The organism is Streptomyces sp. 63XJN7_1_ISO-PGPR-S23-121 (assembly GCF_056173025.1).
On sequence record NZ_CM149653.1, the window covers coordinates 4,019,497 to 4,041,283 of the forward strand.

A 21,787-nucleotide genomic window follows, 5' to 3' on the forward strand; every position below is an offset into this window, starting at 1 on the left:
TCAGCGCCCTCCGAACGTGTAGCCCCTGCGGCGCATCAGGGCAACGAAGACGGGCACCCCCACGAGCGCGGTGATGACCCCGAGCGGCAGCTCGCGCGGGGCGACCAGGGTCCGTGCCGCCAGATCCACCCACACCATGAAGATCGCTCCGACCAGTGGAGCCACGGCGAGCACGCGGGCGTGCGTGGCACCGACGACCATCCGCACCACGTGCGGCATGACGAGACCGACGAAGGCGATGGCGCCGCTGACGGCGACCATGACGCCCGTGACGAGCGAGACGAGCACCAGCAGCACCTTGCGGTACCGGTCGGGCTCGAAGCCGAGGCTCGCGGCGGTCTCGTCGCCCAGGGAGAGGACGTCCAGTGCCCGCCCGTAGCGGTGCAGGACCGCGAGTCCGACCAGCACCACGACGGAGACCACGGACAACGCACCCCAGGTCGCGGCACCGAAACTGCCCATGGTCCAGTACAGGACCATGCTCGTCGCCTCGCTGTCCGGCGCGAAGTAGATGGTCAGGCTCATGACAGCCTGGAAGCCCAGCGACATGGCCACGCCCGTCAGCACGAGGCGCAGCGGTGACAGCGCACCCCTGCTGGAGGAGGCCACGTACACCAGGAGCGAGGCGACAAGCGCGCCGATGAAGGCGCCGGCGGAGACGGCGTAGACGCCGAGTGCGGCGAGCCCTCCGGTGACGGTGACGCCGACGGCACCTACGGAGGCTCCCGAGGAGACGCCGAGGACGAAGGGGTCGGCCAGAGCGTTGCGCACCATGGCCTGGATCGCCACACCGACCGCGCTCAGCCCGGCCCCCACCAGCGCCGCCAGCAGCACTCGCGGCGTACGGATCTGCCAGATGATCTGGTACGTCGTCACCTCGTCCGCGGCGATGCGCCCTCCACTGAGAGCCGCCCACAGATGATGGGCGGTCTCCCCCGGGGTGACGACCGCGGGGCCGAGCCCGATGGCAACGACGACGGAAATGAGCAGGATTCCAGCCAACACCGCGCAGCTGAGGAGCAGGACTCGCCGGGACGCGAGTCGAGCTCGCGCAGCCTGCGCGGAACAGGGCGCCAACGCATCGGCCGGGACGACCGCGTCCGTGCCGGCCGAGGACACCGAGCCCGCGGGCGGAGGCCTGTGCGATAGCTTCACTTTCCCTCACTAATGAAAATCATGTTCATGTACAGGAACCTAACACGCCCCCTGCCCCTGCAGGCAATCCAGACCAGCGGGTGGCACGGAGTCGCGACATCCGTCACGAAGGGGCGCCAGGTAGGACTCTAATGGAAATGATTATCACTGCGATAGTGTGTTGCTCCCGCCGCGCCGCCCGCCGTGCGCCAGCTGCCCCCGTTGCTCAACTGCACTGGCAGAGCAGGGAAGTTGCAGCCGGTTCACGTGCAGTCCGTTGCCGCAAACAGGACAGGAGTACTCCCCCATGCCCACCCCATCCGCCCCCGCGACCGCCGCAGTGTCCCCTCCCACGAAGCAGCGCTCGATCCTGCTCGACCTCCCTTTCCTCCGCCTCTGGACAGGCGCCACCGCCTCGGGCCTGGCCACTTGGGCCCTGCCCTTCGTCCTCGGCCTCGCCGTCCACGACCGGACCCTGGCCGCCACCGACCTCGGCCTGCTGCTCGCCGCACGCACCGTCGGGTTCCTGGCAGCGGTGCCCGTGGCCGGAGTGCTCGCCGACCGGCACTCCCGCCGCGGCGTCGTACTGTGGGCGGGACTTACCGCCGGAGCCGCAGCCCCGGTGATCGCCGCCGGGCTGGAACGCTCAGTGCTGCTGATGGCAGCGGCCGCCGCGGCAGCGGGAGCCGGCCAGGGCGCCTGCCGACCCGCCTACCAGGCCCTCACCGCCGAGGTGGTCGACACCGGTCGCAGGCAGCAGGCCAACGCCGCCATGACCCTGGCGGTACGGGTCACCACACTCGTGGGCCCCTCCCTGGCCGCGCTCCTCGCCGCCTTCCTGGAAACCTGGGCCCTGCTGGTGGGCATCGGCCTGCTCTGGCTCGTCGCGGCCTGCGTTCCGGGACGGGGCGCACGGCCTGGGGCTGCGAAAGACGCGTCGGAGCCTTCGGCCGGGACGGGCCGGTCGTCCTTCCTCGCCGAGTTCACGGAGGGTGTCCGCGAGGCGCGCAGGCACCCCTGGTTCCTCGCCGGTCTGGGCGCGTTGACAGCCGTCATAGCCACCGGCTACTCCGCGACCGGCGTCGCCCTCCCCATGGTCAGCCGCGACGAGTACGGGACCGAGGTCGTCCTCGCGGGTGCGATGACCGCCTACACCGCCGGAGCGCTGGGCGGTGCACTGCTCATCGCCCGCTGGCGCCCACGCTCCCCCGGCTGGGCCGCCCTCGCCGGCCTGGCGTCCTACGGCTTCGCCCCGCTCAGCCTGGTGCTCCCCGTGCACCCGGTCCTCGTGATGGCCGCCTACGCCATGGCGGGCCTCGGCATCGAACTGTTCAACGTGCCGTGGTTCACCGCCGCCCAACGCGAGGTCGCCCCGGACAAACTGGCCCGTGTCTCCTCACTGGACTTCCTGCTCTCCTACGGCCTCGCCCCGGCCGGACTCGCCGTCATCGCCCCCGCGATCGACGCCTTCGGCGCCACAGCGGTCCTCACGGGCTGCGCGCTCATCTGCTTCGCGGCACCCGCCACCGCCGCCCTCGCCCCCAGCGCCCGTACCTTCTCGACCACACGACGGTCCAATGACGCCCACTGACAGCCACCAGGAAGGTGCCCCTGACGAGGGCAGCCTGGACGACCGCACACTCACCCGGGGGTCCTGCGCGGTCGTACGCGCCACCGGGACGGGATCGACCGATATCGCGGGCACTCGGCCTGGCTTCGACGCCGTGATCACGCCATGCTCGGTCAGTGTCCGGTAAGGCGGGCCGTCAGCCGGGACAGCAGGGAGACGGACTCGCTGAGCATCTGTTTCTCGTCGGGGTCGAAGGTCTCACGGATGGCGGCGCCGAGGGCGCCCGCGCGGAGTGCGCGTTCCCGTTGGAGGCGGGAGCGGCCGGCGTCGGTGAGGTGCAGCACGAACTTGCGGCCGTCGTCGCGGTGCGGCTCCGGCCGGACCAGGCCATCACCGGTGAGTGCTTTGACCGACTTGGCGGCCGACTGGTGGGTGACGCCGCGCAGTCGGGCCAGGTCGGCTGTGGTCAGGGGGCCGCGGCGGTCGAGGAACCCGAGGATGGCGGCCTCGCCGGTCGGCATGGTGTCTACGGTTCGTACCGCCCGTACCAGTTCTCCGAGTTCTCGCCGCAGATCCTCAGCCAGCGCGTCTTCGTCCATGCAGCCATCGTAGCCGGAGCTTCGCTACCTAGTTGTACAGTTGAGTTGTATATTTTGTTGGCGAAGACGGAAGGACATCGCGGTCATGGAGCTCACCAAGTTCGGTCATGCGTGTGTGCGGCTCGAGAAGGACGGGCGCCGCCTGGTCATCGACCCTGGCGGTCTGAGTGACCCGGCGGCGCTGGAAGGCGCGGAGGCCGTCCTCGTCACGCACGAGCACTTCGACCACTTCTCGGAGGAGGTGTTGCGTCGGGCGGCCGCGGCGCGACCGGGGCTGAGCATCTGGACCACCTCCTCCGTAGCGAAGCGACTGGACGGCCTCGGCACGCAGGTAGCCGCCGTCGGGGACGGAGACGCCTTCAGTGTTGCGGGCTTCGACATCCAGGTGCACGGCACCTGGCACGCGCCCATCCACCCGGATGTCCCGCGCATTCCCAACATCGGCTTCCTGGTGGAGGAGACCCTCTTCCACCCCGGCGACGCCCTGACCGTCCCCGGCACTCCCGTCAGCACGCTTCTGCTGCCCGTACACGCCCCCTGGTCCACTGTCGGCGATCTGATCGACTACGTGCGCGAGGTTGCCCCTCGTGAAGCCTTCGCCGTGCATGATGGCGCCCTCAACGACATCGGTACCACGATGGTCGAGGGCTTCCTCGGAGAGCGGGGCCCTGGAGTGCCGGCCCGCTACCGCCGGTTGGTCCCGGGCGCGAGCATCAGGATCGACTGAGGTCAGGGGGGCGGAGCCCGCGAACCCGCCGGGATGCCGGCCGGGCGGGCTCGTGGTGGAAGCGGCAGGCCGCCTACCGAGTCGGCCTCGTCCCGCAAGGCCCGCACCGTCCGACGGCGTTACCCGCCCCGCGTCCGTCCTTCTCCCGGCCGACGGACGACAGGTGATCCCGCAGGTATGTCGATGCCTCGGCGCGTTCGCCGGCCAGGAGGAGGTCGGCGATACGCACGTGCTCCGCGCAGCGCAGGACCGCGCGGTCGCGTTGGAGGGAGCGCCGGTACTCGATGAGCCGGCGCAGGTGGTCGTCGCGGCACAGGGAGTCGATGAACGGCACCACAGATGGGCGGGCTCAGCGGACGGCTGTCCACGCACGGCCGGCCCAGTCCGCGTACCGGGTCCAGTTGATCTCGGGGTGATCCCCGTGGAGCGCTGGGATATCGACGTGGTATCCCCCCTTGCCGAAGAAGGCCCACATGGCATGCATGTCAGGATCCTTCACCGCCGAGAGCGGAAAGCGCTCGTGCCGAACCTCCCGCCCCAAGGCGCCCTCTAGTGCTTCGGCCATCTGCACGGGAGTGGGCGCGTCACTGGCGAGTTCGATGCGCTGACCGGCGTACCTGACCGGATCGAGCAGTACTTTCGCGGCGAACGCCCCGAGATCTGCGCGGTCGAGCGGCTGCAACGGACGGTCCCCCGGCAGCGGTAGATCCAGGAGACCCTCGAGGATGCGCTCGGCTCCGCCAAGTGCGTTGTCGAAAAAGTACGTGGGTCCCAGCACCGTATGCGGGACGTCTCCCGAGGCCAACTCCGCTTCGATCAGTGCCTTGCTCTCGAAGTGCGGCACCCCGCTGTCCTGATTGGCTCCAGCCACCGAACTGAACACGAGGTGCGGGACGCACGCCCGCGTTGCGGCAGCGATGATCGACCGTCCCTGTGCGACTTCGGCTTCAAGGCCGGCCTCGAACGGAGTGGTGTAGGCGAAGACCGCCCTCACTCCGGCCATGGCCACAGTGAGAGAGTCGGCGTCGCTCAGCGACCCGGTGACGACCTCGACCCCGGCTGCGGCGAGCTTCCGTGCGGCTTGCCGGGCGGGGTCGCGTACCACCGCCCGGACGCGGGCTCCGCGGCCGGCCAACGCCTTCGTCACCGCACCACCCTGTCCACCGGTGGCCGCGAGCACCAGAATCGGTTCATCGGTCATGAGGGATCCTCGTTTCACTCGCTTCGACTTCCGCTCGCCCATCATCGGCCTGTGACCACTGTCTACCTGGACGGCGTGCCCGACGGCTGGCAACAGGGCACTCGGAGGCACAAGCTGTGCACGCTCGGGCACGGCAGGCAACCCGCCATCCCAGGGGCCGGGCTGTGGATACGTCCGGCCGAGGGTCGATGCCGACGCCAGGCATACATGCACCCTGCTTCTACGGAGGCGGACTACGGCCAGGGCCAACGGAGTCGTAGCGGCATGTGCTGGTGCCGCGTCAGGCAACGTCCGCCCCGTCCTGCCGGGTGGGGTGGCGGCCCCTCCGGCTCTGCCTCACGAGGCGGTGGTCGAGACGATGGAGCGGGCTCTGCGTGGGCGTCGGCCGAGTCCCTCACGCGGGGGCAGCTCCCGGTGGTCAGGTGGGGTGAGTAGGTGTCGCGGATGATCGTGATGCGCACGTCCGTCGGGGGAAAGGTGACGCCTTCCTCGCGGAGCAGTGTCAGGTGGCGTGGTCACAGCGCGATGCGGACGGTCTTGACCTGGGTGTAGGTGTCGAGTCCTTCCAGGCCGCCTTCGCGGCCCAGGCCGGACTGCTTGTAACCGCCGAAGGGCAGGTTGCCGGTGCTCATCTCGGCCCAGGTGTTGATCCAGACGGTGCCGGCCTCGATCGCTGCGGCCATGCGGTGTGCGGTGGTGAGGTTGGTGGTCCACACGGAGGCGGCCAGTCCGTAGTCGGTGTCGTTGGCCTGGGCGACGGCGTCGTCGATGTCGGTGAAGGTGGTGATCACGCCGACGGGGCCGAAGATCTCCTCGCGGACGACGCGCATGTCGGGGCGGACGTCGTCGAGGAGGGTGGGGGCGAAGAAATATCCATGGTCACCGAAGCGCCCGCCGCCGGTCACCACGTTCGCGCCCTCCTCGCGGGCGATGTCGAGGTAGGAGCTGACGCGGTCGAACTGCGCCTTGGTGGAGAGTGGTCCCACCAGCGTGCCCTGGGTCAGCGGGTCGCCCGGGGTGTACGCCTCCATCGTCTTCAGCAACTTCTCGACGAACTCCTCGCGGATGCTCTCCTCGACGAACACCCGTGATCCGGCGACGCAGACCTGTCCCGCGTTACCCAGGAAGCCGGCCGCCACGCCGCGGACCGCGACGTCGCGGTCGGCGTCGGCGAAGACGACCGACGGCGACTTGCCGCCCAGTTCGAGCGTTACGCGCTTGAGCGTGTCGGTGGCCTGGCGCTGGACCAGCTTGCCGGTCGCGGTCGACCCGGTGAAGGCGATCTTCGCGACATGGGGGTGCGTGACCAGCGCCTGGCCCGCCTCGGCGCCCAGGCCGGTGACGACGTTCACGACACCGGCCGGCAGGTCGGTGCCGGCCAGCAGCTCGGCCAGGCGCAGCGTGCTCAGCGAGGCGGTCTCGGCCGGCTTGAGCACGACGGTGTTACCGGCGGCCAGGGCCGGGGCGAGCTTGCCGGGCAGTTGGCCCATCGGACCGTTCCAGCCCCAGATGATGCCGACGACACCGAGGGGCTCCTTGCGGGTGTAGGCCATGCGGTCCTTGCCTGCGGGAACGCTCACGCCGGACAGCTTGGTAGGCCAGCCCGCGTAGTAGCGGAAGACCTCACTCGCCTCGGCCAGCATGTGTGCGGTCAGCATGCGGGGTGCGCCCATGTCGCCCCGGCGCGCAGGGCACGGGCGACGTTCTCGTCGTTCTCGAAGGTCGTGAGCACCAGAACCCGGGTGCCGGACAGCTCCTCGCGTCCGCAGATGTCGGCGGTAGCGGCCAGCCCGTCGGTCGAGGGCATCCGGATGTCCATGAGGACCACGTCCGGACGGTGGGTGCGCGCGAGCTCGACCGCTTCCCGGCCGTCCGCGGCCTCCGCGACGACCGTCAGATCCGGTTCGGACTCGATCAGGATACGGAAGGTGGCCCTGAGCAGGGTCTGGTCGTCGGCGAGCAGCACACGGATGGTCATGCGGCGGACCGTTCGTCGTCGTTCAGCGGAAGGGAGCAGAGGACTTCGAAGCCGCCACGCGCGCGCGGTCCGGCCCGGAAGCTCCCCCCCGGCGGCGAGGACCCGCTCGCGCATGCCGGCCAGTCCGAAACCCCGCTCGGCACGGCGTGGGGCCGCGCCTGCCCGAGGGTCGGAGTCGTTGGTGACGGCGACCGTCAGGTCGTGTGCCGTATAGGCCAGCCGCACGCGTGCGCGCGAAGTGGCGGCGTGTTTGGCGACGTTGGTCAGCGTCCTGGACGATCCGGTACGCGGTCAGGTCGAGGCCGGGGTGCAGGACGCGTGGCTCTCCCCGTACCTCGACACTTACGTCCAGGCCCGCTTCGGAACAGGTGGTGACCAGGTCGGGGAGCTGGTCGAGGCCGGGAGCCGGACCCAATTCCTCGGAAGTGTCAGTGTCCTGGCGGAGCAGGCCCACGGTGCGTTTCATCTCGCGCAGCGCCTCGGCGGTGGTGCCGGAGAGGTTCTCCAGCATCTCCACGGCCCGCTCCGGGTTCGACCGGGCCAGGTGTGCGGCCGTGCCGGCCTGCGCGTTCGCCAGCGCCAGATGGTGGGCGACGACATCGTGGCAGTTCCCGGGCGATGCGCATGCGTTCCTGGACGACCCGGTGACGGGCCAGTTCCTCCCGTTCACGCTCCATGTGCTCGGCCCGGGCGGCGGCGTACTCCCGGCGCACCCGGACGTAACTGCCGAAGGCCGCTGTCAGCAGCACCCGCCCCGCCGGGTTGATGAAGGCGATGATCAGCGAGTGCCGGAGACCGGCGCCGAGTCCGATCCCCAGCCCGGCGACTGAGTTGCGTGCATGCCATGTCAGCCGGCGTCGGGGACGCTGCCCTCCGAAGCTTGTGGCTACCGTCGAGATCAAGCCCCTGAGATCGCGGCTGAGTCAGCAGCCGTGGTCGATGACGTCGTGGAGGTACTGCATGGCGAGCTTCTCGGCGTGGTGGCGCCGTTCGACGATCGCTCCAGCGGCATCGGACCATCGGCGGTAGAGCTCAACGGTGGCGAGGAGCGCCCGTCCGGCTTCGTGGCGGTCATAGCCGCACAGAGTTGCCTGAAGGTCGCGAGCCTCTTCGGGCGCGATGGTCTCCAGGTGGCGTACACCACGGGGGATCGCGCCCATCCGGTAGGCAGCGAGGGGGCCGAGTACGGTCTCGCGGAGGTAGGTGAGGAAGCCGATGGTTTCGAACAGCTCTCCGCGGCCTAGCTTCGTCGCACCGTAGTGCACCCAGATCCAGAACCGGTCCTCGATCCACTGCAGGTCAAGAGCCGGAGTGACCGGCGGGTGCTGGGCGAGGGCGCCGGCTAGGAGGCCGTCCCGGTCCCACAGGATCTCCGGGTCCTCGGTCCGCTCGGCGAAGCCGGAGGCTCTGACGAACTTGAAGTCGACGTGCAGGAGGGGCGGCCCGACGAGCGTGATGATCAGGCGCGGCTCGCCGACATGCTCCCCAGTGAATCCGGCCACCAGAGAGGCCCAGGAGCCGATCAGCACGAGCCGCTCCCGCATGACCGTGTCGTACGCCTCGTCATCGACGACCAGGATCAGGTCCAGGTCCGAGTAGACATCGGGGCGGCCTTCCACGAGGGACCCGGTGATCGCCACGCCGGCCACTCGCGCATCCTGCCGGATTCGAGGAAGCACGTCGCCGAGGAACTGGCTGTGCAAGGAGGGAACGTCCATCTGCTTTCCTTCCGATCGGAGCAAAGCAGAGCAACGTAAACCCAACGGGACGGGCGTCGCAATCCCAATTCATCACAACCGACCCTTCACGCACACGAGGTCCCTCGGCATCCAGCTAGACGGCAGCCGCATCGGTGCCCGCCGTCGGGCGGCCGCAGCCGAAGGCCGCTTCCACGAAGCACTGTTGGTAGGCCGCCTGCGTACCCTGGCGCAGTGCGTGATCCAACGCTTCCGGTCCTGGCGGGACCCGCCGGGACCAGCCGTTACCGAGGAGGCTCACGACGAATCCGGCGAGGAAGGCGTCTCCGCAGCCCATCGTGTCGCGCATCGTCCCAGGGTCCGCGAAGCGGGCCGGCGCGGTGGCCGTGACACGTCCGTCGTGCACGATCGCTCCCTCGAGGCCACGCGTGGCGAGCGCCATCCCGGCACCCCGTCCCACCACCTCCGTGAGCAGCCCGCGCGTCGCGGACTCGTCCAGGTGCGAGCACGACAACAGCGCCAGGTCCACGTGCGGACACACCCGGTCGAGGTAGGCGGGAGTACGGAATTCCTCCTCGTCGGAAAGGTCGAAGCTGATCAGGGGGCCGGCGGCGGCGAGCCCGGGCAGTTCGGCTTCGGTGCGGGAGTAGACGCTGGAGTGCACGAGAGTGAAGGATGCCGCGTAGGACAGCAGGCCGGGGTTCAGGACGAGTGGCGCGCGCACGGCCTCACCACCTTCGTCGTATGTGAGGAACACCCGGTCGCCGTCCCGCACGTGCAGGGTGGAGACCGATGTCCCGCCCCGGCGTACCGGGCTGTGGTCCACGGCAACGCCCTGCGCCGTCACGGCCGTACGAAGGAAGGTGCCGAGGTCGTCGTCGCCGAAGACTCCCAGGTAGGCGGCGTCCAGACCGAGCCGACGGGCGTAGACGGCGACGTTGACGCAGTTGCCGCCGGGGTAGTCGGTGCCGCGGTCCACGAAGCGGTCGACGGTGTTGTCTCCGAAGCCGAGCACGTTCATCAAGCTCTCCCGAGGCGCGGGCACGGCGTGCGGGGAACGCGGTGCCCGCCATGGGCGCGCCGGTGCCGGGGCACCAGCGCGCGGGGTGGATGTACGAGGGGAACCGGCCCGGCGGTCAGTAGTCCATGACGCGGTAGTAACGGCGCAGGTCGAGCGAGTGGTCCCGCACCCGCTCCAGGTGCTTGCTGACCCGGTCCATCACCGTGTCCAGCACCAGCGGCGCGAGCAGTCCGCGGAACTCCGGGCTGATGCCCTCCAGGGGGTAGTCGCGGGTGTCGAAGACGGTGACGTCCTTGGAGACGCGCTTGGCGAAGGCCTCGGCCCGGTCAGTGAGCCCCCGCGTCTCGTCCTCACCCTGGAAGACGATCACGCTGGTGTCCTCCTCCAGGAGCTCCAGCGAGCCGTGGAAGAACTCCGCGCTGTGCACTCGGGTCGTGCGCAGCCACTGCATCTCCTCGAGGATGCACATGGAGTACAGGTAGGTGAATCCCCACAGGTTTCCGCCGCCGATGAGGAAGTGGTAGTCGTTGTCCTTGTGAGCCTCGGCGAAGGCCGCAGCCACCGGCTCGGCCTGCCGGGCGACGTCCACCAGGATGCGCGGCAGCCCCGCCAGCTCGTCGGCCAGCCGCTCGTAGCCCTCGAACTCGCCCCGCCGGGACAGCAGTCGGCCCATGAACAGCAGCAGCTGGACGTCGAACGGCCAGGCCTTGGGCGCGGAGACCATCGCCGTGTCCACGTTCTGCGCGACGGGCGAGTCCGCGATGCCGGTGAAGCCGATCGTGAGAGCGCCCCGGGACTTGCAGTAGTCGATGGCGCGGAGGCTGTCCTCGGTGGTGCCGGAGACGGAAGTGAAGACGGCGACGGTGCGCTCCCCGATTCGGGCGTCGCCGGAAGCGACGAGCTCGGCGGCGACGGCGGCTCGGACCGGCAGCAGCGAGGTGCGCCGAGCGAGGTGCTCGTAGGGCCACATCTGCGCGTACGTCCCTCCCGCACCTACGAGGAGGACATTGTCGTACCCGTCGTCGATCAGCCGGTCGGCGACCTTCTCGATCTGGGGGCGCAACGCGACGAGGCTTTCCGTCTGGGCGACGAACTCGGATTCGTTGAAAGAGAGCACGGTGACTGGTTCCTTCGTGGGTTGTTCCGCACCGGCCGGCGAGTGCCGGTGAGCCGGTGACAAAAGTGGGCGCGGGGACCGGATCGGGTCAGACCGCGCGGCGCCGGGAGAACAGCACGTTCGCCCCGGCGATGACGAGGCCGCCGACGAAGATGAGCGTTCCCATGACGTTGACCTGCGGGGGTACGCCGGTACGGCTGGCGCTGTACACCCACAGCGGGAAGGTGACCGTACGGCCGGCGTTGAAGCTGGTGATGACGTAATCGTCGACGGACAGTGCGAAGCACAGCAGCGCGCCGGAGGCCACACCCGGCAGCAACATCGGCAGGGTGATCAGCCGGAACGCCGTCCAGGGGCCCGCCCCCAGGTCGCGGGCGGCCTCCTCCAGGGTCGGGTCGTACCCGGTCATGCGTGCCCGTACGGTGATGGCGACGTAGGGGATGCAGAACGCCACATGAGCGATGACGACCGTCCAGTAGCCGCGGGGCACGCCCATGACGATGAACAGCGACAGCAGAGCGGCGCCGAGGGCGATCTCGGGTGCGGCGATGGCGGCGAACATCAGCAGGTCCACGGAGCCCCGGCCACGGAAGCGGTAGCGGCCGAGCGCCAGCCCGATCGGGGTGCCCAGCAGCGTCGCGACCACGGCGACGACCACAGCGATGGTGAGGCTGTTGACCAGGGCGGCGGTCAGGTTGGGGATGGCGAACAGGTTCCGGTACCAGTCCAGGGTGAAGCCCTGCCAGGTGAAGTTCACCTTGCTGCCCGTGTTGTTGAAGCCGAACAGAATCATGACGGCGATCGGCAGCAGCAGCCAGGCCAGGACCAGCCCGGTGTACAGGGTGAGGGCGGGGCGGCGTCGCACGCGCCGGACGGGGCGCGGTCGCGCAGCGGCGGGTACGTCGGTGGCGGGCACGACGGTCTGTGCGGTCATCGCGCCGCCACCTCCAGGACCTCGTCGGTGCCCAGGGCGCGGGCGTAGGTGAACACAGCCAGCAGCAGCGCGCCCATGAGGACGAAGGACAGGGCGGCGGCACCGGGGTAGTCGAGGTTGGTGAAGTACTCGGTCTGGATGATGTTGCCGATCATCGTGGTGGAGGGGCCGCCGAGGATGCCGGCGTTGACGTAGTCGGCGGAGGCGGGCACGAAGGTCAGCAGCACGCCGGCGAACACGCCGGGCAGCGACAGCGGCAGCACCACGCGCAGGAACGTTCCCGCCTTGGAGGCGTACAGGTCGGTGGAGGCCTCGATGACCTTGGGGTCCACCCGTTCCAAGGCGACGTAGATCGGCAGCACCATGAACGGCAGGAAGTTGTAGGTCAGTCCGCCGATCACCGCGTACGGCGTGGCCAGCAGGTGGAAGTTGTCGGAGAGCAGGCCCATGTCCTTCAGCGGCCCGAGCAGGACGCCGCGGTCGGCGAGCACCACGTTCCAGGACTGGGTGCGGATGACGAAGGAGACGAAGAACGGCAGCAGGAGCACGAAGAGGAAGACCGACTTGTGCCGGCCGGCCCGGAATGCGATCCAGTACGCCACCGGGTAGCCGATGAGGGCGCAGGCAACGGTGGCCGCGGCGCCGTAGACCAGGGACCGGACCAGCTGAACGTGATAGGTGCCGATCGCGTCGGCGTAGGTACTGAAGTGCCAGGTCTGGCGGAAGCCGTCGATGAAGTCGCCGGTCTGCAGTGACAGCGACACCATCACGATCACGGGGGTGACGAAGAAGGCGGCCAGCCACAGCCAGCCCGGGAGGATCATCCAGTAGGGCGCCAGCGCGGGCCCGGGACGCCGCGGCCGTCGCCTGCGGGTCACGCCTGGTAGATCGGTTCGAACAGTGCGTTCCACTGCTTCTCCTCCTCCTGGTCGAGCACCCGCAGGTGGCGCAGCCTGGCTTCGTCGGCCTCGGTCGGGAAGACCAGAGGACTGGTGCTCAGGGCGTTGAGTACGGTGCGCCGCTTGCCGGTGGCGGCGGCCGCGTCCCGGGCGACGACCTGCTGCGCGGCGGGAACGGGGCAGACGAACTGCACGGTCTCGCTGATCTTCGCGGCGACCTCGGGGCGGTAGACGTAGTCCATGTAGGTCAGTGCGTCGACGGGGTGGGCGGCCGTCGACGGGATGCAGAGGTTGTCGGTCCACAGCAGACCGCCCTCTTCAGGAATGACGAATTCCAGAGCCGAGCCGCTCTGATTGGCCTGGAACACATCGCCCGAGTACACGAGCGAGGCCGCCAGGTCGCCACGCTGGAGCGAGGACTGGTAGGTCGCGGTGGAGTAGGAGCGGACCATGCCGGCGTCGCGCTGCTTGCGCAGCCAGGCCGCCGCCTTGTGCCAGTCGGCGACGGTGGAGGTCTCCGGATCGACGCCGATGGCCAGCAGGGCGATGTTGCCCATCTGGATTGCGTCGTTCCACATGCCGACCCGGCCCTTCAGCTTCGGGTCGAGCAGGTCCTGCCAGCTGGTGATCTTCCGGCCGACCTGGGCCGGGTCGTAGCCGATGCCGGTCATGCCGGACTGCCAGGGGATGGTGTAGACGTTGCCGGGGTCGAAGGAGGAGTTCTTGAACGCGGCCCCGCCGTGCTGGGCGAAGTGTGGCAGCCGGCTGTGGTCGAGCGGGGCGAGGCAGCCCAGTTGGATGTACTTGGTGAGATAGCTGTCGCCACCGACGACCATGAGGTCGTAGCCGATTCCCTGGCCGGAGGCGAACTCGGGCTGGATCTTGCCGAACCAGGAGGCGCTGTCGTCGATCAGCTCGTTGTAGGAGACCTCGATGCCGCTTTCGCGGGTGAAGGCGTCCAGGGTGGGATGCTTGCCCTGGTCGGCGGGGTCGACGTCGATGTACTGCGTGTAGTTGGCGAAGTCCAGCTTCCCGGACCTGTCCCTGCCGGTCCAGAAGTCGCTGACGGCCGCGGCGATCTCGGCCTTACCGGTGGGAACGTGCACGCGGGCGCCGGGAACGCTGCACGCGGCGAGCGGGGCCAGCACGGCGGCGCCGAACGCGGCACGCAGCAGACCGCGCCGGGAGAGGCCGGGCGAGATCGGTCCGCGCCGCCGGGGCGGGAAGGGTATGGAGTGCTCGGGCATGGTGGTCTGCCTGTCGTCAGCGCGAGGTGAGGGGAACCGGGCCGGCGGCGGTCGCCGAAGGGCTGGGTGCGGTGGTGAGCAGGTAGGAGTGGGCAGTGGCCCAGCAGAGCCACACGGTGTCGCCGCGGGCCGGGTCGACGGGGGCAGTGCCGTCGTTGGGCTGGAAGACCGTCATTTCCACGCCGCCTCGGGTCTCCACCGTGTAACTGGTGGAGGTACCGAGGTAGACCACTTCCCGGACGGTGCCGCGGACTCGGCTGGCGCTGTCGGCCGGCCCGGTGGCCAGTCTGATCTTCTCGGGCCGCACGGTGACCTCGATGTCCGCTCCGGGACCGAGGGAGCCGCGCAACGGGACCGTGATGCGCTCGCCGTCGCCGAGGTCGACCACTCCGGTCTCCGTGTCCGTTGAGGTCAGACGCCCGCCGATCAGGTTGGAGGTGCCGATGAACCCGGCGACGAACGCGGTCGCCGGCCGTTCGTAGACCTCCTGCGGCGGGCCCACCTGTTCGACCAGTCCTTGGTTCATCACCGCGATCCGGTCGGACATGGTCAGCGCCTCGGCCTGGTCGTGCGTGACGTAGATGAAGGTGATGCCGACCTCGCGCTGGATCCGCTTGAGTTCCAGTTGCATGGACTGCCGGAGCTTGAGGTCGAGGGCGCCGAGGGGTTCGTCTAGCAGCAGCGCACGGGGGCGGTTGACCAGGGCGCGGGCGAGTGCGACGCGTTGCTGCTGCCCGCCGGAGAGCTGGCGGGGGCGGCGGTCGGCCTTGTCGGCGAGTTCGACGGTGTGCAGGATCCTGTCGACGCGGTCGCGGATCTCGTCCTTGGGGACGCGCTTGCGGCGCAGTCCGAACGCCACGTTGTCGGCGACGCTCAGGTGCGGGAAGAGGGCGTAGGACTGGAAGACCATGTTGATGTCGCGCTTGTTGGCCGGTACGCCGACCATGTCGCGGCCGTGCAGGAGAATTTGCCCGCCGGTGGGTTCTTCGAAGCCGGCGATCATCCGCAGGGTGGTGGTCTTGCCGCAGCCGGAGGGCCCCAGCAGCGAGAAGAACTCGCCCTCGCCGATGGTGAGGTCGATGCCGCGGACGGCCGCCGCGTCCCGGGCGCCGCCGAAGTCCTTGACCACGTCGACGAGGGTGATGGCCGGGCCTGCGGCCGGTGGCGGCGAGAGGGTTTCGGGTGCCATCCGTGATACCTCCGGTGTTCGGGCGTGGGATCGGGGTGACCGTGCACGAGGGCATGCCGTGGTCGCCCGGGGAAAGGCGGACGGGCGGTGGCCGGTGGATTTTGATAACGTTACCAACGGGCTCGTACCTTACCCACCAGCAGGCGCCGTCCGTCAATGGTTGAATGGCGCTGGATTTCATCAACCCGTTCCCCGGCGTCCGCCGAGCTCTCACCGACGAAGAGACCACCCATGCCGAGTCCCCCCCGACCTCCGCGCCGCGTCACCATTCCCGACGTCGCCCGGCACGCCGGAGTGGGACAGGCCACCGCCGCACGGGTCCTGGGCGGGTACGGGTCGGCGAGCGCCGCCACCCGAGAACGCGTCCTGGCCGCCGCCACCGAACTGGGCTACAGCACCAACGCGGTGGCCCGGAGCATGATCAGCGGCCGCACCCACACGCTGGGCGTGGTGGTCGCGGACGTGGAGAACCCCTACTTCGCCCGTGCCGTGCGCGGCGTCACCGACGTCGCCGCCAAGGCCGACCTCCAGGTCGTCCTCGCCAACAGCGACGAGAACGGCGAAACAGAGAAATCCGCAGTACAGATGTTCATCGAACGGCGCGTGGACGGCCTGGTCGTGGCACCCGCGGCCGCCGAGCACGGGCATCTCGACAAGGCCGTCGCCTCGGGCATCCCCGTGGTCCTCCTGGACCGGGTACTCGCCGGCGCCGAACTGGACACGGTCGTAGTCGACAACCGCGGTGCCGCCAAGGCCGCGGTGGCCAGGTTCACCGACGCGGGGCACCGGCGGATCGCGGTCATCACCTCGGCATCCGGTGATGAGGTTGCCGGGCAGCTGGCGCCGGGCGCGGACATCTGGACCACGACCGAGCGACTCACCGGCTACCGCCAGGCCCTGCGAGCCACCGGTGTCCCACGCGAGGCCGAACTCATCCGCCACACCGGATACGACCGGACGTGGGCGCGCTCCGCCGTACTGGACCTGATGACCTCGGACGACCGGCCCACGGCGCTCTTCACCACCGACAACGTGGCCACACTCGGAACGCTGGACGCCCTGCTCGACCTCAACGCCCGCATCCCCGACGACGTCTCGGTCATCGGGTTCGACGACGCGGAGTGGACCACGCTCGTCCGACCACGGCTGAGTGTGATCAGCCAGCCGGTTCAGGAACTGGGCGGCCTCGCGGCGGACATCCTGGTCCGCCGCATCAACGGCTCCACGGCCCGACCCCGCCGCCACACCCTGCGCACCACCTACATCGCGCGCGAGTCGACCGGACCCGCTCCGGCCCAGGTGCGGGGACTGCGGGCGCCAGAGGAGTGACTGCGTCGACAAGCGCTGCGTGGTCGCGGGTGACCGGTGTCCCGGACCGGATCGAGCGAGGGGTTCGTTCTGTCCACGAAGTTTTCCCCGGCCTCGCCACCGGTCTCATCACCCACCGCCACGTCCGACGCCGTTGTCAGGACATCTGACCCGGCGACGGCGCGGTTCGGCGGCGGTAGTAGGCGATCCCGAGAGCGATGGTGATAGGTCCCCATGCGGCAATCGGGGCGATGCACACCGTCGCAAGCGCCTGCCAGGCGTCGTTGGTGTATCCGACGGTGTCAACGATGCCGTAGGGGGTGAGCCGGCGACCGTCGCCGATCGGGACGTCGGTGAACAGCAGGGTGAGGATCAGGCCGCCGAGGACCGCGGGGACGACGGCCGCCATCGGCCGGATCCGTCTGCCGCCAATGATCGGGATCCAGGTGGGCGCCACCTCTCCCCAGCCCCGGACCAGCCCGATGGTCAGGATCGCGATCGCTTCCGACAACACGCTGAGCCCGAGGACGTACGGGATGCTCACCCAATAGGGCGGCATGCCGAGCTCCTGAACCTGCCCCATCTCGAAGTGCAGAGCGAAGGGCAATCGCCACAGGCACGACGGCAGCAGAAGCAGCGGAAGCGCGTAGGCCAGGCGCACAGCCCAGCGGGGAACGGGCCGCTCTGTATCACTGACGGACGGAGGCGTGTGAAGGATCTTCAGCTTCATGGCTTCATCCTCGTGTAGCCTGCACAACCAGGGGTCATCCCGGCGGGCCGAATCGCTACCCCGCGCGAGGGACGCCGTACTGATCAGCGTCCCCCCTCGGGGGGATGCTCGCCGTGCAGCCCTCAAGGTGCTTGGTGAGCGGATACGTGGGGGTGCTTGCGAGCGCCGTCCTGGATCACCGCTGGTCGGGCCGCCACCCGCTCGATCCCAGCTCGGGCAGCAACGGCTCGATGAGCGACCGCAGTCTGTCCGACGCGATCCACGACCGCGACTGACGCTTCCACACGACCCGACCAACGAGCACACAAGCCGACGGTCACGTGATCAACACTTCTGTTATGGCCTCTGAGAACTTCTAACGGAATGAGGCGGGGACAACCTGCTTGTGCCCGTTGATCTGGTTCAGAGACCCTGAGCTCTGGCAGATGCGATCGGGCAGGGCAGAGGGTGCACGGTGGAACTGATCAGTCTCTCGGATGGCGACAACAGCTTCCGGGTGCGTGTGCTGGGGCGTAGGTCGCCGGGCGTGCTGCATCTTCACGACCAGCTCGACGCAGAGGTCCCCGGGTGCCTATGAGTGGCGGCGCTGAACTGCGGCCAGGCCTCGCCAGCAGATGAGTGCGCATCCGACGGGCGGCGCCGGGGCCGGCCACGCTTGCCCCGCACGGACGGCACGGCCTGGAGGAGCAGGATCAGCTGGGTGACGCCGTTGCGGTTGCCGCCGGTCAGGGCCACGGCGAGCGGGATGCCGGTGGCGTCGGTGATCAGCTGGTGTTTTTGCTGCCCGTCCTGCCCCGGTCGACGGGACTTCGTCCGGTCTTGGAGCCCCCTACAACGCGCGGATATGGGAGCCGTCGACGGCCGCCCGGGAGAAGTCCAGGGGTTCGCGCTGCGGAGCTTGGCGAGGAGGACCTCGCGCAGTCGCGGCCACAGGAATTACCTGAGCCTGGCCGCAGTAGGGTCTGCCCCTCTGTTCCAGGGGGGCTTGTCGGAGTGCCTGACTCCAGCATCGCATGATCGTCTGTTGGCACGGGATTCACGCGTCGGAAGGTGGACAGGTGAGCGTTCGGATCGGGTACTCGGCATGGATCGCGGGTGTGGTGCAGTTCTTCGCCATCCACGCGATCGCCGAGTCCGCTTGGGCGAGACCGTATAGCTGGGCGCGGAACAACATCAGCGACTTGGGCAACGCTCACTGCGCTCTGCAGCAAGACCCTGAGCCGCGGTATATCTGTTCCCCCGAGCACGGTCTGATGAATGTCTCTTTCGTCATCTTGGGAGTGCTGCTCGTTGTTGGCGTCGCGCTGACCGGTAGTGTCCTTTGGCGCAGAAGCGGGGCCGCCGCCGTGGCCCGGCTTCTGTTCGCCAGTGCTGGCATGGGTTTTGTGTTGGCTGGGCTGGCTCCTGCGGACGTCAATGAGAACCAGCATCTCCTGGGTGCCCTCTTCATCATGGCAGCGGGCAATATCGGTCTCGTCGTGGCGGGGGCCGGCCTGGCAGAAGGAACTCCGGCCACCCTGCGGTGGGGCACCAGCCTGCTGGGAGTCACCGCGATCACGGCCTTCGGGCTGTTTCTTTCCCACCACTACTTCGGTCTGGGGATGGGAGGTATGGAACGGGTCGCCGCTTTTCCTCTCCTGTGCTGGGCGCTCGCTGTCAGCGTTCGTGGCCTGATCCATCGGGCAGGTCGTATGCGGGAGGCGGTGCCGGCGGAGCGTCTCAGCCGCGCTGGATGACAGTTCTGGTCAGGTCCCGGTGGTCTCCCTCGCGGCATCGAGTTCGGATCGGGCCTCATCCGCCGCAGGCAGACTGGGAAGGGCCGCGCGACACCTGGTGGGCTGGGGAGGCTGACGTAGTCCTTCCCTTCTTATGCCGATGTCACGGCTGGTGATGCTGGTTGAAGGCAGGCGGGTACCTCGACCAGCGTCTGGGCTTCCCGCACTTACGCCTGGCCGACATCGGTCAGGCCGGACGCGTGGCTGTCGGGCTCCCGTACGCGGTCGCTCTCGTCCTGCACGAGGAGAGAGAGCAGCGCGGCCACGGTCAGGCCCGCTTCCGCCGGGTGACGCAGCACCTTGTCCGGCTGGATGCGGTAGGTGTTCGTACGCCCGTCGCGGATGTGGGAGAGGTATCCGTCCTGCTCGAGGTCGGAGATGATCCGCTGGACGGCACGCTCGGTGAGCCGGCAGTGGGCGGCGATGTCGCGGATCCGGATGTTCGGATTGTCGGCGATGGCTGCCAGTACACGCGCATGGTTGGTGACGAACGTCCATCCGGTGTGAGATCCAGGCGCTTCAACCATGCACAGCATTGCAGAGACCGCTTTTGCATGACGCCGAATACATAACGCACTGTTCGCGCATGGTGCGGTACGAACGGTGCGGCGCCTGTGTGGTCAGCGCGCGGGGCTCCTGACGACTTTCCAGGACTCTCATCGAGTCGGACGCGGGTCACGGACTACCCGGGTCATTCGGGCTCGACCACTCGGAAGCGTTCCGCAACGACAAGGGTGTTGTGATCAATGACTGGGGTGTGTCCCAGGTACTCGCTCACGCCGTCGCTGCGGAAGAACTCTTCGTGGGCTGCCCGCCACTGGGCCACATTGGAATAGCCGCGTCCCTCGGCTCGCGCGAAATCGTCGTCGATCTCCTTCATGGGAACGACGCGCACATCGACAAGCTCGATCGTGACGGCGGGACGACTTTCGGAATCAAGCACCGAGAATCGCTGACCGGCCATCGGGACTGCCTCACCGTCGTGCTCGTAGATCTCCAGGAGACCCGTGAGTGCGGTCTTCTGACCGCTCAGGATCGCCGCCACACCACGGTCGCGTTCGGGACCGGGGAAGGCGAGTTCAACGGTCGGAAGGTCGTCAGGTCCCATTGAGCGAGGGTACGAAAGACCGGCCGCGCTGTTCAAGAACCACCGCTCCCAGTACCCACAGCAAGCGCTCGACGTCTTCAGCCACGAGTGCCCACGGCCAAAGGGCGGACCCTTTGGGAGACGCGACGTTGCCCGAGATCACGCGCATCGCCCAGTGGCCTTGCTCAGAGTGGGCGATCGCTTGCACAGCGTCGATTATGGGCACCCGGCACTCGAGCCCGGGGACAGACTGGTAGAGGCGCACTTGTCTACGGACGGCGGTGACGCCGTGCCGAGGAAGGAGGGTGCGGGCTATGGAGGATCGGAACCGTGATGACCGGGGAATGCTGGAAGGACTGCTGGCTGCCAGCCACCTGATGCCTCTGGAACTCTTGCCGGCCCGGGTGACCGAGCACGCGGCAACAGCAGGCTTGAACGAGGTGCTGATCTACATAGCAGACGTGCAACGCCATGTCTTGCGGTTGCTGACCGGGCGAGGTGAGGACGCTGGCCAGGCTGCGGATCATGAGGAAGCCGAGCTGAAGATCGAGGGGACGCTGCCCGGGCGGTCCTACCAGTACGTCGAGGTACTGGCCGACAGGTCCAGCGACGCGCAGGAGCATCACTGGTGGGTGCCGCTGCTGGACGGCACCGAGCGGATCGGGGTGTTGCGCATCACGCCCGCCGCCGACACCGCACACGTGCGGCAGGACATGGCGGCGCTGGCGTCCTTGGTGGCGTTGATCCTGGTCAGCATACGCGAGCACAGCGACTCCTATGCGCGGCTGACCCGTACGGAGCCGATGAACATCGCCGCCGAGATGCAGTGGCACCTGATGCCACCGCGCACCTACGCCGATGGCCGGGTGGTGATCTCCGCGGCGATGGAACCGGCCTACCGCATCAGCGGCGACGCCTTCGACTACGCGACGGCCGGACCGGTCGTGCACCTGTCGATCTTCGACGCGATGGGACACGACACCGCCGCCGGGCTGACCGCGAACCTCGCCATGGCCACGTGCCGCAACTCCCGCCGTCAGAACGCCGGTCTCATGGAGATCACCGAGCGGATTGAGCAGGTCCTACTCGAGCAGTACAAGCAGACTCGCTACACGACCGGGGTCGTCGCCGACCTCGACACCCGTACCGGCATTTTGACCTGGGTCAACCGGGGCCACCACCCGCCGGTGATCATCCGCGGGGGACGGTGGACCAGCGTGCTGCACTGCCAGCCGGCCCACCCCATGGGCACCGGCCTGGGACTGGAGACCATCCTGTGCCGTGAGCAGCTGGAGCCCGGCGACCGGATCGTGCTCTACACCGACGGGATCACCGAAACCCGAGGCCCGGGCGATGCGGAATTCGGCCTGCAGCGGTTCATCGACTTCCTCATCCGCCACAACGCCGACGGCCTGCCCGTGCCCGAGACACTGCGTCGGCTCGTCCGTGCCGTCCTGGAGTACCACAAGGCTCAGCTGGACGACGATGCCACCGTACTGGTCTGCGAATGGATCGGCCCCGACCCCGGCAACACCACCGAAGCCAAGACCCTGGCCGGCCTCACGGCACCATAG

23 protein-coding genes and 2 pseudogenes are annotated in these 21,787 nt (G+C 68.7%); 8 read left to right on the forward strand and 17 right to left on the reverse strand.

Annotated elements, in window-relative coordinates; all coding sequences use genetic code 11:
* A complete protein-coding gene (locus tag AC0VYN_RS17855; RefSeq protein WP_475531717.1) occupies positions 1–1,002 on the reverse strand; it encodes a FecCD family ABC transporter permease in 1,002 nt (333 codons plus the stop codon).
* 439 nt (positions 1,003–1,441) lie between these two features.
* Here AC0VYN_RS17855 and AC0VYN_RS17860 point away from each other — a divergent pair, with 439 nt between their 5' ends.
* Positions 1,442–2,725 carry an MFS transporter gene (locus AC0VYN_RS17860; RefSeq protein WP_475531718.1) on the forward strand — a complete coding sequence of 428 codons (1,284 nt, stop codon included), beginning with the start codon at positions 1,442–1,444 and terminating at the stop codon, positions 2,723–2,725.
* Positions 2,726–2,877: 152 nt separating this feature from the next.
* Here the strand turns inward: AC0VYN_RS17860 and AC0VYN_RS17865 are convergent, their stop codons facing one another.
* Complete coding sequence (locus AC0VYN_RS17865; protein WP_475531719.1) at positions 2,878–3,303, reverse strand: MarR family winged helix-turn-helix transcriptional regulator; 426 nt, start codon at positions 3,301–3,303, stop codon at positions 2,878–2,880.
* Positions 3,304–3,388: 85 nt separating this feature from the next.
* Between AC0VYN_RS17865 and AC0VYN_RS17870 the strand changes: the two genes are divergently transcribed.
* Positions 3,389–4,030 (forward strand): MBL fold metallo-hydrolase, encoded by a 642-nt coding sequence (locus tag AC0VYN_RS17870; RefSeq protein WP_475531720.1) that lies wholly within the window; start codon positions 3,389–3,391, stop codon positions 4,028–4,030.
* Between the two features lie 349 nt (positions 4,031–4,379).
* On the opposite strand, the gene AC0VYN_RS17875 is transcribed toward AC0VYN_RS17870, so the two are convergent.
* From AC0VYN_RS17875 to AC0VYN_RS17890, 4 genes and pseudogenes are all read right to left on the reverse strand, one after another.
* Positions 4,380–5,231, reverse strand: coding sequence for an NmrA/HSCARG family protein (locus AC0VYN_RS17875; protein ID WP_475531721.1), 852 nt, complete (start codon positions 5,229–5,231; stop codon positions 4,380–4,382).
* Positions 5,232–5,746: 515 nt separating this feature from the next.
* Positions 5,747–6,889 (reverse strand): aldehyde dehydrogenase family protein, encoded by a 1,143-nt coding sequence (locus AC0VYN_RS17880; protein WP_475531722.1) that lies wholly within the window; start codon positions 6,887–6,889, stop codon positions 5,747–5,749.
* 14 nt (positions 6,890–6,903) lie between these two features.
* Positions 6,904–7,209 (reverse strand): annotated as a pseudogene (locus tag AC0VYN_RS17885) (response regulator); the annotation flags it as partial.
* Between the two features lie 22 nt (positions 7,210–7,231).
* Entirely contained in the window at positions 7,232–7,753 is a 522-nt protein-coding gene (locus AC0VYN_RS17890) for a hypothetical protein (RefSeq protein WP_475536908.1), read from the reverse strand.
* On the opposite strand from AC0VYN_RS17890, the gene AC0VYN_RS17895 reads away from it, so the two are divergent.
* A complete protein-coding gene (locus tag AC0VYN_RS17895) occupies positions 7,665–8,039 on the forward strand; it encodes a hypothetical protein (protein ID WP_475537062.1) in 375 nt (124 codons plus the stop codon). The two genes, AC0VYN_RS17890 and AC0VYN_RS17895, sit on opposite strands and share 89 nt — an antisense overlap.
* 93 nt (positions 8,040–8,132) lie before the next feature.
* On the opposite strand, the gene AC0VYN_RS17900 is transcribed toward AC0VYN_RS17895, so the two are convergent.
* From AC0VYN_RS17900 to AC0VYN_RS17930, 7 genes are all read right to left on the reverse strand, one after another.
* A complete protein-coding gene (locus AC0VYN_RS17900; RefSeq protein WP_475531723.1) occupies positions 8,133–8,927 on the reverse strand; it encodes a nucleotidyltransferase domain-containing protein in 795 nt (264 codons plus the stop codon).
* 115 nt (positions 8,928–9,042) lie between these two features.
* A complete protein-coding gene (locus AC0VYN_RS17905; protein WP_475531724.1) occupies positions 9,043–9,927 on the reverse strand; it encodes a PfkB family carbohydrate kinase in 885 nt (294 codons plus the stop codon).
* A gap of 115 nt (positions 9,928–10,042) precedes the next feature.
* Positions 10,043–11,044 (reverse strand): SIS domain-containing protein, encoded by a 1,002-nt coding sequence (locus AC0VYN_RS17910; RefSeq protein ID WP_475531725.1) that lies wholly within the window; start codon positions 11,042–11,044, stop codon positions 10,043–10,045.
* A gap of 88 nt (positions 11,045–11,132) precedes the next feature.
* Positions 11,133–11,978 (reverse strand): ABC transporter permease, encoded by an 846-nt coding sequence (locus AC0VYN_RS17915; RefSeq protein ID WP_475531726.1) that lies wholly within the window; start codon positions 11,976–11,978, stop codon positions 11,133–11,135.
* The gene (locus tag AC0VYN_RS17920; RefSeq protein ID WP_385457727.1) at positions 11,975–12,802 is read right to left on the reverse strand and encodes an ABC transporter permease; all 828 of its coding nucleotides are present in this window, start codon (positions 12,800–12,802) and stop codon (positions 11,975–11,977) included. The genes AC0VYN_RS17915 and AC0VYN_RS17920 overlap by 4 nt, the downstream gene beginning before the upstream one ends.
* A 50-nt stretch (positions 12,803–12,852) precedes the next feature.
* Positions 12,853–14,124 carry a polyamine ABC transporter substrate-binding protein gene (locus tag AC0VYN_RS17925; RefSeq protein ID WP_475531727.1) on the reverse strand — a complete coding sequence of 424 codons (1,272 nt, stop codon included), beginning with the start codon at positions 14,122–14,124 and terminating at the stop codon, positions 12,853–12,855.
* 16 nt (positions 14,125–14,140) lie between these two features.
* Entirely contained in the window at positions 14,141–15,313 is a 1,173-nt protein-coding gene (locus tag AC0VYN_RS17930) for an ABC transporter ATP-binding protein (RefSeq protein WP_475531728.1), read from the reverse strand.
* Between the two features lie 231 nt (positions 15,314–15,544).
* On the opposite strand from AC0VYN_RS17930, the gene AC0VYN_RS17935 reads away from it, so the two are divergent.
* Positions 15,545–16,642: a LacI family DNA-binding transcriptional regulator gene (locus AC0VYN_RS17935; RefSeq protein ID WP_475531729.1), complete on the forward strand. Its 1,098-nt coding sequence runs from the start codon at positions 15,545–15,547 to the stop codon at positions 16,640–16,642.
* A gap of 136 nt (positions 16,643–16,778) precedes the next feature.
* On the opposite strand, the gene AC0VYN_RS17940 is transcribed toward AC0VYN_RS17935, so the two are convergent.
* A complete protein-coding gene (locus AC0VYN_RS17940; RefSeq protein WP_475531730.1) occupies positions 16,779–17,351 on the reverse strand; it encodes a hypothetical protein in 573 nt (190 codons plus the stop codon).
* A 134-nt stretch (positions 17,352–17,485) separates the two neighbouring features.
* On the opposite strand from AC0VYN_RS17940, the gene AC0VYN_RS17945 reads away from it, so the two are divergent.
* On the forward strand, positions 17,486–17,626 hold the full coding sequence (locus AC0VYN_RS17945) for a hypothetical protein (protein ID WP_475531731.1): 141 nt from the start codon (positions 17,486–17,488) through the stop codon (positions 17,624–17,626).
* Between the two features lie 179 nt (positions 17,627–17,805).
* The gene (locus AC0VYN_RS17950; protein ID WP_475531732.1) at positions 17,806–17,928 is read left to right on the forward strand and encodes a DUF5959 family protein; all 123 of its coding nucleotides are present in this window, start codon (positions 17,806–17,808) and stop codon (positions 17,926–17,928) included.
* 29 nt (positions 17,929–17,957) lie between these two features.
* Here the strand turns inward: AC0VYN_RS17950 and AC0VYN_RS17955 are convergent.
* Positions 17,958–18,284, reverse strand: a pseudogene (locus AC0VYN_RS17955) (transposase); the annotation flags it as partial.
* A 125-nt stretch (positions 18,285–18,409) separates the two neighbouring features.
* On the opposite strand from AC0VYN_RS17955, the gene AC0VYN_RS17960 reads away from it, so the two are divergent.
* Entirely contained in the window at positions 18,410–19,087 is a 678-nt protein-coding gene (locus AC0VYN_RS17960) for a DUF998 domain-containing protein (protein ID WP_475531733.1), read from the forward strand.
* Between the two features lie 206 nt (positions 19,088–19,293).
* On the opposite strand, the gene AC0VYN_RS17965 is transcribed toward AC0VYN_RS17960, so the two are convergent.
* A complete protein-coding gene (locus tag AC0VYN_RS17965) occupies positions 19,294–19,653 on the reverse strand; it encodes a helix-turn-helix transcriptional regulator (RefSeq protein ID WP_475531734.1) in 360 nt (119 codons plus the stop codon).
* Between the two features lie 164 nt (positions 19,654–19,817).
* On the reverse strand, positions 19,818–20,234 hold the full coding sequence (locus AC0VYN_RS17970) for an ASCH domain-containing protein (protein ID WP_475531735.1): 417 nt from the start codon (positions 20,232–20,234) through the stop codon (positions 19,818–19,820).
* A 284-nt stretch (positions 20,235–20,518) separates the two neighbouring features.
* Here AC0VYN_RS17970 and AC0VYN_RS17975 point away from each other — a divergent pair, with 284 nt between their 5' ends.
* Positions 20,519–21,787 (forward strand): PP2C family protein-serine/threonine phosphatase, encoded by a 1,269-nt coding sequence (locus AC0VYN_RS17975; protein WP_475531736.1) that lies wholly within the window; start codon positions 20,519–20,521, stop codon positions 21,785–21,787.